Genomic DNA, 6,582 nt, shown 5'->3' with positions numbered 1-6,582 from the left:
TTGAGAAGGTGACTGTATAATTGTTAGAGTGTCAATAGATCAATTCCAGAGGAATCATGAGCAATATCCAAGATAAAATTCAAGAAGAGCTAGAAAACGCCAGAGCCGTCTGTAGTACGGAAGGTGCCACCTCTGGCGAATGCGCCGCCGCTTGGGATGCGGTGGAAGAATTACAAGCAGAAGCCGCTCACCAACGTCAGGACCACCCCCAAAAAACCTACTTCGAAAATTATTGTGATTCTAATCCCGATGCCGCCGAGTGTCGCATTTATGAAGATTAATGCAGTCAGGCAGCGGTTTTTTCTCTCCTCACAGTAGAATCCTAGCTTTAGGGCGATCTCAGCTATAAAGGGATCGCCCCTCGTTTTTTTGTTTGTTGGTCAAGCTGTGGCCGATTTTGGCTCCCGCACCGGAAGACAGTAAAATGGTGACAGTGTAATTATGTCTGAATAGTTTATGAATCAACTTTGGTTTCGTCCTCTCGTTTGGATAGATTATCGTTTAGCCGTCCTATTTACGGTGATTATTCCGGCAATTTTGTTAATTTGGTCTTTATTTGCAAAAATCGAATCATTACAAAAATTGTTGATTATCTATTGGCGAGTGGCTAGTCTTTTATTAATTACCGTATATTTAATGATCGCTTCCTGGCCAATTGGTTTTGTCACCAGTTTTTTAGCTAAGATTTTAATCCCGATTTCTCTCTGGTTTTGGGTAGATATTAACGATGAAATTAAAGATTTACCCGCTAGTCCGATTAAATTTGTCACCACTGCTTGGCGTTGGGCAGTGACTATCTATTCTCCTTTGGGCGCGATTTCTACCTTACCTTTTCTTTCCTGTGCTATGTCAGGGGAATTGCTAAATTCTCCCTATTGTCAGGTTTGGCAGGAAGCACCCTGGCAGTTTCGCGAGATTTTTCATTCAGAAGCTACTGCTAATGTTTTGGGCTTTTTTGGTTTAGTTGGTCTCTCTTTTTATACTCTCTATTTTGCCCATTTTCTTCTTATTCGCCTTGGCAAACAGGGACGTTCAGCTTTACAACAGTAAGTTTTTAGCTATCGATAATTAGCCATTTTTCTATGAATATTGGTCAACAACTCGAACAATACACCCTCAAAAATCCCCACGAGGTTTTATTAGTGACTATTGCTGTGGATGGGGAGGAGGAAGAAATCTCTATTTTTAAGGGTTTTTCTAGTTCCCTTACTCGCAGCACCCCCTATGATCCCGATATTCCGATCATTCCTGAAACGGCTACAATTATTAAGATAGATCGTCTTGCTAGTCCCTATCATCCCCTTAATCCTCGCTATATTCAAGAAAATCTTACCTTAGAGGAAATGCAGTCTTTACTGATTAATTGAACTGGTAATTTTACTTGAATAACATCAGCTTACTGGCGATCAATTTAACAGCTTTTATTTACCATCCATAAACCTTGTCTAGATAGACAAGAGGTAAATTTTGCGGCATTTTAGTGGTAAGATTACTAGGGAATGATAATCTCTGCCAGCATTCAAGCTGTCAAAGTGGATTTCATCCTCGGTATCGATCGAGAACAATCAAAAAACTGGAGAATAATCTGGAGAATCTATGCAACTTAAACAATCTAACCAAGAACTGTTACAAATTGAGTATTTAGCCACCGCTGCTACGGGACAAAATATAGTTAGAGATGATGGCAAAGATGTGATTGAAGGATTAACTAAAACCCCCAAAAGTTTACCATCTAAATATTTTTATGATCGGCAAGGTTCGCAACTTTTTGAAGAAATCTGTCAATTGCCAGAATACTATCCCACTAGGACAGAAGCGGCTATTCTCCAAGAATATGCTCAAGAAATTGTCGCCTATACAGGTCCCTGCGAATTGATAGAATTAGGTAGTGGTAGTTCCACTAAAACTCGTCTGTTATTGGATGCTTATTATCAACAGCAAAAATCCTCTAAATATGTACCTATCGATGTTAGTGAAACTATTCTCCAAGCTAGTGCCATAGAATTACAAAAAGAATATCCTAATTTACCTATTCAGGGGTTAATTGGAACCTATGAACAGGCCTTAGCTTATTATCAAAATGCTTCCGATAATACCAGAATGATTTTTTTCTTGGGAAGTTCGATCGGTAATTTTTCTGCATCTGAATGTGATAAATTTTTAGAAAAGATTGCCAATGTACTAAAAGCTGGAGATTATTTTTTATTGGGGATTGATCTGCAAAAACCGGTGGCAATTTTAGAAGCAGCTTATAATGATGCTCAAGGGGTGACGGCCGCTTTTAATTTAAATATGCTTTCCCATTTAAATTGGCGTTTTCAAGCTGATTTTAACCTTGATTTATTTAGTCATCAAGCTATCTATAATCAAGATAAATCTCAAATTGAAATGTATTTAATTTGTCACAAAACTCATCCTGTTCATCTGAAAAAACTCGATTTAACGGTTAATTTTCAAGCGTCGGAAAGTATTTTAACAGAAATTTCGCGTAAATTCAACCTAGAAACTATGCAAAAAGACCTAGAATCAAAGGGATTAAACCCGCTCAAGGTTTTCACCGATCCTGAAAATTTATTCGGTTTAATTCTCTGTCAGTTATCCCTATAGATAACGAAAACATTATCATTAGTAATAGAAGAATAAAAACATGGAAAAGATTCAAGCACAGGCTCCTATCTCTCTAAACAACTGTAGTCGAGAAAATCTACTAGACTATTTTGAAAATGCTTGGCAATTAGAAGATATGCTGTTAAAAAGCATCATCAAAGAAGAAGCTTTTTATTGTAACCCTGACGATTTAAGAAATCCCCTAATTTTTTATTTAGGTCATGCTGCCGCTTTTTATCTGAATAAATTGCAGCTGGTTAACCTATTAAAAAAAAGCCCTAATCCTGACTATGAATTATTGTTTGGAGTGGGAGTAGATCCAGCAACTCCTGAAGAATTAAACTCTGCTATCGCCCAAATTCAGTGGCCCGGGGTGGCTAAGGTTTGGGAATATCGGCAACAAGTCTATGAAATTGTGGTCGAAATAATTAAAAATATCCCCCTTAATCTTCCTATTCATCCTCAGCATTCTCTCTGGGCATTAATGATGGGAATTGAGCATCAGCGTGTTCACTTTGAAACATCTTCAATGTTACTCAGACAACTGCCCTTAGACTGTCTGCAACGTCCTCAAGGTTGGCATTATGCCCCTTCTTTTGGTCAAGCTTATCCTAATCAAATGGTGGAGGTTTCTGGGGGAATAGTAGAAATTGGTAAACCCCAAGATTCTCCTATTTATGGTTGGGACAACGAGTATGGTTATCGGCAAGTTCAAGTTAACAATTTTCTGGTGAGTAAATATATGATTACCAACGGAGAATTTAAAGAATTTGTCCATAATGGTGGCTACGAAAATCCCAGTTATTGGGATGAGGAAGCTTGGCAATGGAAAAATCATTATCGAGTCAAATATCCTAAATTTTGGCTGGTAGATAAGGGGGGAAATTATCAACATCGAGCCATGTTTGATGTTCTCGATTTACCTCTTGATTGGCCGGTAGAAGTTAACTATTATGAAGCGATCGCTTACTGTCGTTTTCAAGGTCAAGGAATACGTTTAATGACGGAAGCTGAGTGGAATTTAGTCACCTATGGCAATCAAAAAAATCGATGTTATAGCCTAGAAAACGATAACTTTGATGACTATAACCTCAATTTAAAATTCTGTTCTCCCACTCCCGTGGGAATGTTAAAAAATACGGGCAATAACTCAGAAATTTATGATTTACGCGGTAACGTCTGGGAATGGCTAGAAGATGATTTTAATCCCTTAACTGACTTTCAACCCCATTACCTCTATGCTGACAATTCCACTCCTTTTTTTAATAGTCAACATAAAATGATGTTAGGAGGAGCTTGGGTGACTAACGGCACAGAAATCCTACCCTACTATCGCAATTGGTTTCGCCGGAATTTTTATCAACACGCTGGTTTTAGAATCGCACAAAGTCTTTAGGTGGGGTGTGGGGTGTGGGGTGTGGGGTTTTATCGATTTTCAGGGAAAAAGTGCCTAAAATTTCCCTGCGATTACTCTAAGAGTCGGCACTTTTTGATGTCAAAAAAGCCTAAAGATATTATCCAACAAGGTTTTTAGATTTATTCTGCAAACTTTAGGTAATTGCCAATTTTTTAAAAAATTCCTGTAACAGTTGCCCCTCGATCGCTACAATAGAACCTAGTAGAGCGCGGATAAAATCGATCGCCATGAATCAACCTGCAATTTTTCATCTCGCTATTCCGATTACCAATGTGTCCACCGCTAAAAGCTTCTACTGTGATGGTTTAGGTTGTTTAGCAGGAAGGGAAACCGAGAAAGCGATAATCTTAAATTTCTACGGTCATCAGGTAGTCGCTCACGTCACCGAAATGCCTCTTACTCCCCAAAATAGCATTTATCCTCGCCATTTTGGTCTAATTCTGCCGGATGCCAGCGATTGGGACAATCTTCTCGAAAAAGCACGAGTCAATCAACTAAAATTTTATCTAGAACCAAAAACTCGCTTTAATGGGGAGATAACCGAACATAAAACCTTTTTCCTGGAGGATCCTTTCTATAATCTCCTGGAATTTAAACATTATCGCCACTACGAAGCTATTTTTGCCAGTCGGGAATTAACAGTGATCGGCGATCGAGCTTAAAATAAACAACAGGTGACTTTTTTGTGACCGGTTAGTTCTATCTTTAACCGAGACAAAAATAGGGGAACTTCGATAAGCTTTTCTCATCAAAACTACAAAAACCTTAGCTTGTAATGATAAATTCTTAGGAAATCTATGAAAAAACTTTTATTGTTAACCCTATTTATTATCGGTCTAGGATTTGCTATTTTTAACTTTACCGGATTAGCAAATCGGGGCGAATATCAATCAATTTTGATCGACTTTAAAGACGATATACCCGTCAGCGTACTCGATGAGCAGTTAAATGCTATCAACAAAAAAGCCGGAAAAACCACCAGTTTAAATAGTATCTTTTCCATCGATGAACATCTTTACACCGTGGCAGGAGATAGCAAACTACTGAAAACTCTCCGCAATTCCGACCTAAAAAAATACACCGAATCGATCGAAGCCGATTATATTTATCATGCTTTTATCGCCCCCAATGACCCCGACTATAGCAAACAGTGGAACCTGAGGGGAATTAACATCGAACGCGCTTGGGAAGAAAATCACGGTGAAGGGATCACCGTCGCCGTGATTGATACAGGTGTATCAAAAGTTCCCGATCTGCGAGAAACCGAGTTTGTCGAAGGCTACGACTTCGTCAACGATCGCGGCAATGCCGAGGACGATAACGGTCACGGAACCCATGTAGCGGGAACAATTGCCCAATCGACCAATAATAACTACGGGGTGGCCGGCATCGCCTACAAAGCCAAAATTATGCCCCTCAAGGTGCTTTCCGGGACGGGTGGGGGAACCGTGGGAGATATTGCCGAAGCGATCCGTTTTGCCGTCGATAATAAAGCTGATGTCATCAATATGAGTTTAGGGGGTGGGGGCGAAACCCAAGTAATGAAAGAGGCGATCGAATATGCCTATAGTAAAGGTGTGGTAATCGTCGCCGCCGCCGGTAATGCCGATGATAATTCCGCCGCCTATCCCGCCCGTTTTCCCCACGTTATCGGCGTTTCTGCGGTAGATGCCTCCGGAAATAAAGCCCCCTATTCTAATTTCGGGGCCGGAATCGATATTGCTGCCCCAGGCGGCTCCGATACGGGTAAAATTATCCAAGAAACCATCGATCCGGCTAAGGGGGGGGAACCGGCGTTCCTCGGTTTTCAGGGAACCAGCATGGCAGCCCCTCACGTTGCTGGGGTGGTAGCTTTAATCAAAGCTGCGGGAATTAAAGAACCCAGTGCAGTTTTAGAGGTTTTGCAACAGTCGGCCCGTAAGATCAATGATGATCCCTTTAATCATTTTGGGGCCGGACAATTAGACGCGGGCAATGCCCTACAATTGGCCCTGAAAGGACAGATTACTTTCCGGGATTTTTGGCGTTGGTTGCGCGATAACGGTTATCTCAATCCCCGTTTCTGGATTGATGGCGGTGCGGTGGCAGTTTTACCCAAAATGGCTATGGTTTTGGGTTCTTATCTTCTTGCTTGGTGGCTGAGAAGTTATTTTCCCTTCTCCTGGAACGGATTTTTGAATGCTGGTCTAATTTTTGGCAGTTCTGGCTTATTTTTCCTCAGAGGTCTTTATATCTTCGATTTACCCCAATGGCCTTTCCGAGTGATGGGGAGTTCTCTTTCCGACCTAGGAGGCGTTATTCAGGGAAGTTCTGCCCTTAATCCGCTTTTTGCTAGTGTTATCCTGCCCTTTGTCCTGATTGCTCTGCTTTTGAGTCATCCCCAAGCAAAATGGTTAGCAGTGGGGGTATCTTTAGCCATGGCGGTGACTTTAGGTATCAGTGCTGTTATCCATCCTACTCTGATCTGGTTAGGTTCTGGTACGATCGCTCAGGCATTTTTGGGCGTAAATGCGCTTTTATGTCTCGGTTTAGGTTATTTAGCCCTAAAAAGTGCTACT

7 protein-coding genes are annotated in these 6,582 nt (G+C 40.8%); all 7 read left to right on the top strand.

Annotated features, from left to right (window positions below; translation table 11 throughout):
• The first annotated feature begins 56 nt into the window (after positions 1–56).
• Positions 57–281, top strand: coding sequence for a Calvin cycle protein CP12 (locus tag PX484_RS06920; RefSeq protein ID WP_002781201.1), 225 nt, complete (start codon positions 57–59; stop codon positions 279–281).
• 175 nt (positions 282–456) lie between these two features.
• Positions 457–1,050 (top strand): DUF3177 family protein, encoded by a 594-nt coding sequence (locus PX484_RS06915; protein ID WP_002740183.1) that lies wholly within the window; start codon positions 457–459, stop codon positions 1,048–1,050.
• A 32-nt stretch (positions 1,051–1,082) separates the two neighbouring features.
• Positions 1,083–1,367, top strand: a complete 285-nt coding sequence (locus tag PX484_RS06910; RefSeq protein WP_004163598.1) for a DUF7734 family protein — start codon at positions 1,083–1,085, stop codon at positions 1,365–1,367.
• A gap of 229 nt (positions 1,368–1,596) precedes the next feature.
• Positions 1,597–2,607: an L-histidine N(alpha)-methyltransferase gene (egtD, locus tag PX484_RS06905; RefSeq protein WP_287766370.1), complete on the top strand. Its 1,011-nt coding sequence runs from the start codon at positions 1,597–1,599 to the stop codon at positions 2,605–2,607.
• 40 nt (positions 2,608–2,647) lie between these two features.
• Positions 2,648–4,003: a 5-histidylcysteine sulfoxide synthase gene (ovoA, locus tag PX484_RS06900; protein ID WP_287766373.1), complete on the top strand. Its 1,356-nt coding sequence runs from the start codon at positions 2,648–2,650 to the stop codon at positions 4,001–4,003.
• A gap of 248 nt (positions 4,004–4,251) precedes the next feature.
• Positions 4,252–4,686 (top strand): VOC family protein, encoded by a 435-nt coding sequence (locus PX484_RS06895; protein WP_004163601.1) that lies wholly within the window; start codon positions 4,252–4,254, stop codon positions 4,684–4,686.
• 135 nt (positions 4,687–4,821) lie between these two features.
• Positions 4,822–6,582, top strand: a 1,761-nt coding sequence (locus PX484_RS06890) for a S8 family peptidase (protein WP_288103252.1), incomplete at its 3' end; no start/stop codon positions are given.

The sequence above is a fragment of the Microcystis sp. M49636_WE2 genome (genome assembly GCF_030065375.1).
In the GTDB taxonomy this organism is placed as follows: domain Bacteria; phylum Cyanobacteriota; class Cyanobacteriia; order Cyanobacteriales; family Microcystaceae; genus Microcystis; species Microcystis aeruginosa_C.
This window is presented reverse-complemented; position numbering and strand designations above follow the sequence as displayed.

Excerpts from the sequence above, each read along its gene's own strand:
- PX484_RS06920 (WP_002781201.1), top strand. The coding sequence starts at position 57 with ATGAGCAATATCCAAGATAAAATTCAAGAAGAGCTAGAAAACGCCAGA.
- PX484_RS06915 (WP_002740183.1), top strand. The coding sequence starts at position 457 with ATGAATCAACTTTGGTTTCGTCCTCTCGTTTGGATAGATTATCGTTTA.
- PX484_RS06910 (WP_004163598.1), top strand. The coding sequence starts at position 1,083 with ATGAATATTGGTCAACAACTCGAACAATACACCCTCAAAAATCCCCAC.
- egtD (WP_287766370.1), top strand. The coding sequence starts at position 1,597 with ATGCAACTTAAACAATCTAACCAAGAACTGTTACAAATTGAGTATTTA.
- ovoA (WP_287766373.1), top strand. The coding sequence starts at position 2,648 with ATGGAAAAGATTCAAGCACAGGCTCCTATCTCTCTAAACAACTGTAGT.
- PX484_RS06895 (WP_004163601.1), top strand. The coding sequence starts at position 4,252 with ATGAATCAACCTGCAATTTTTCATCTCGCTATTCCGATTACCAATGTG.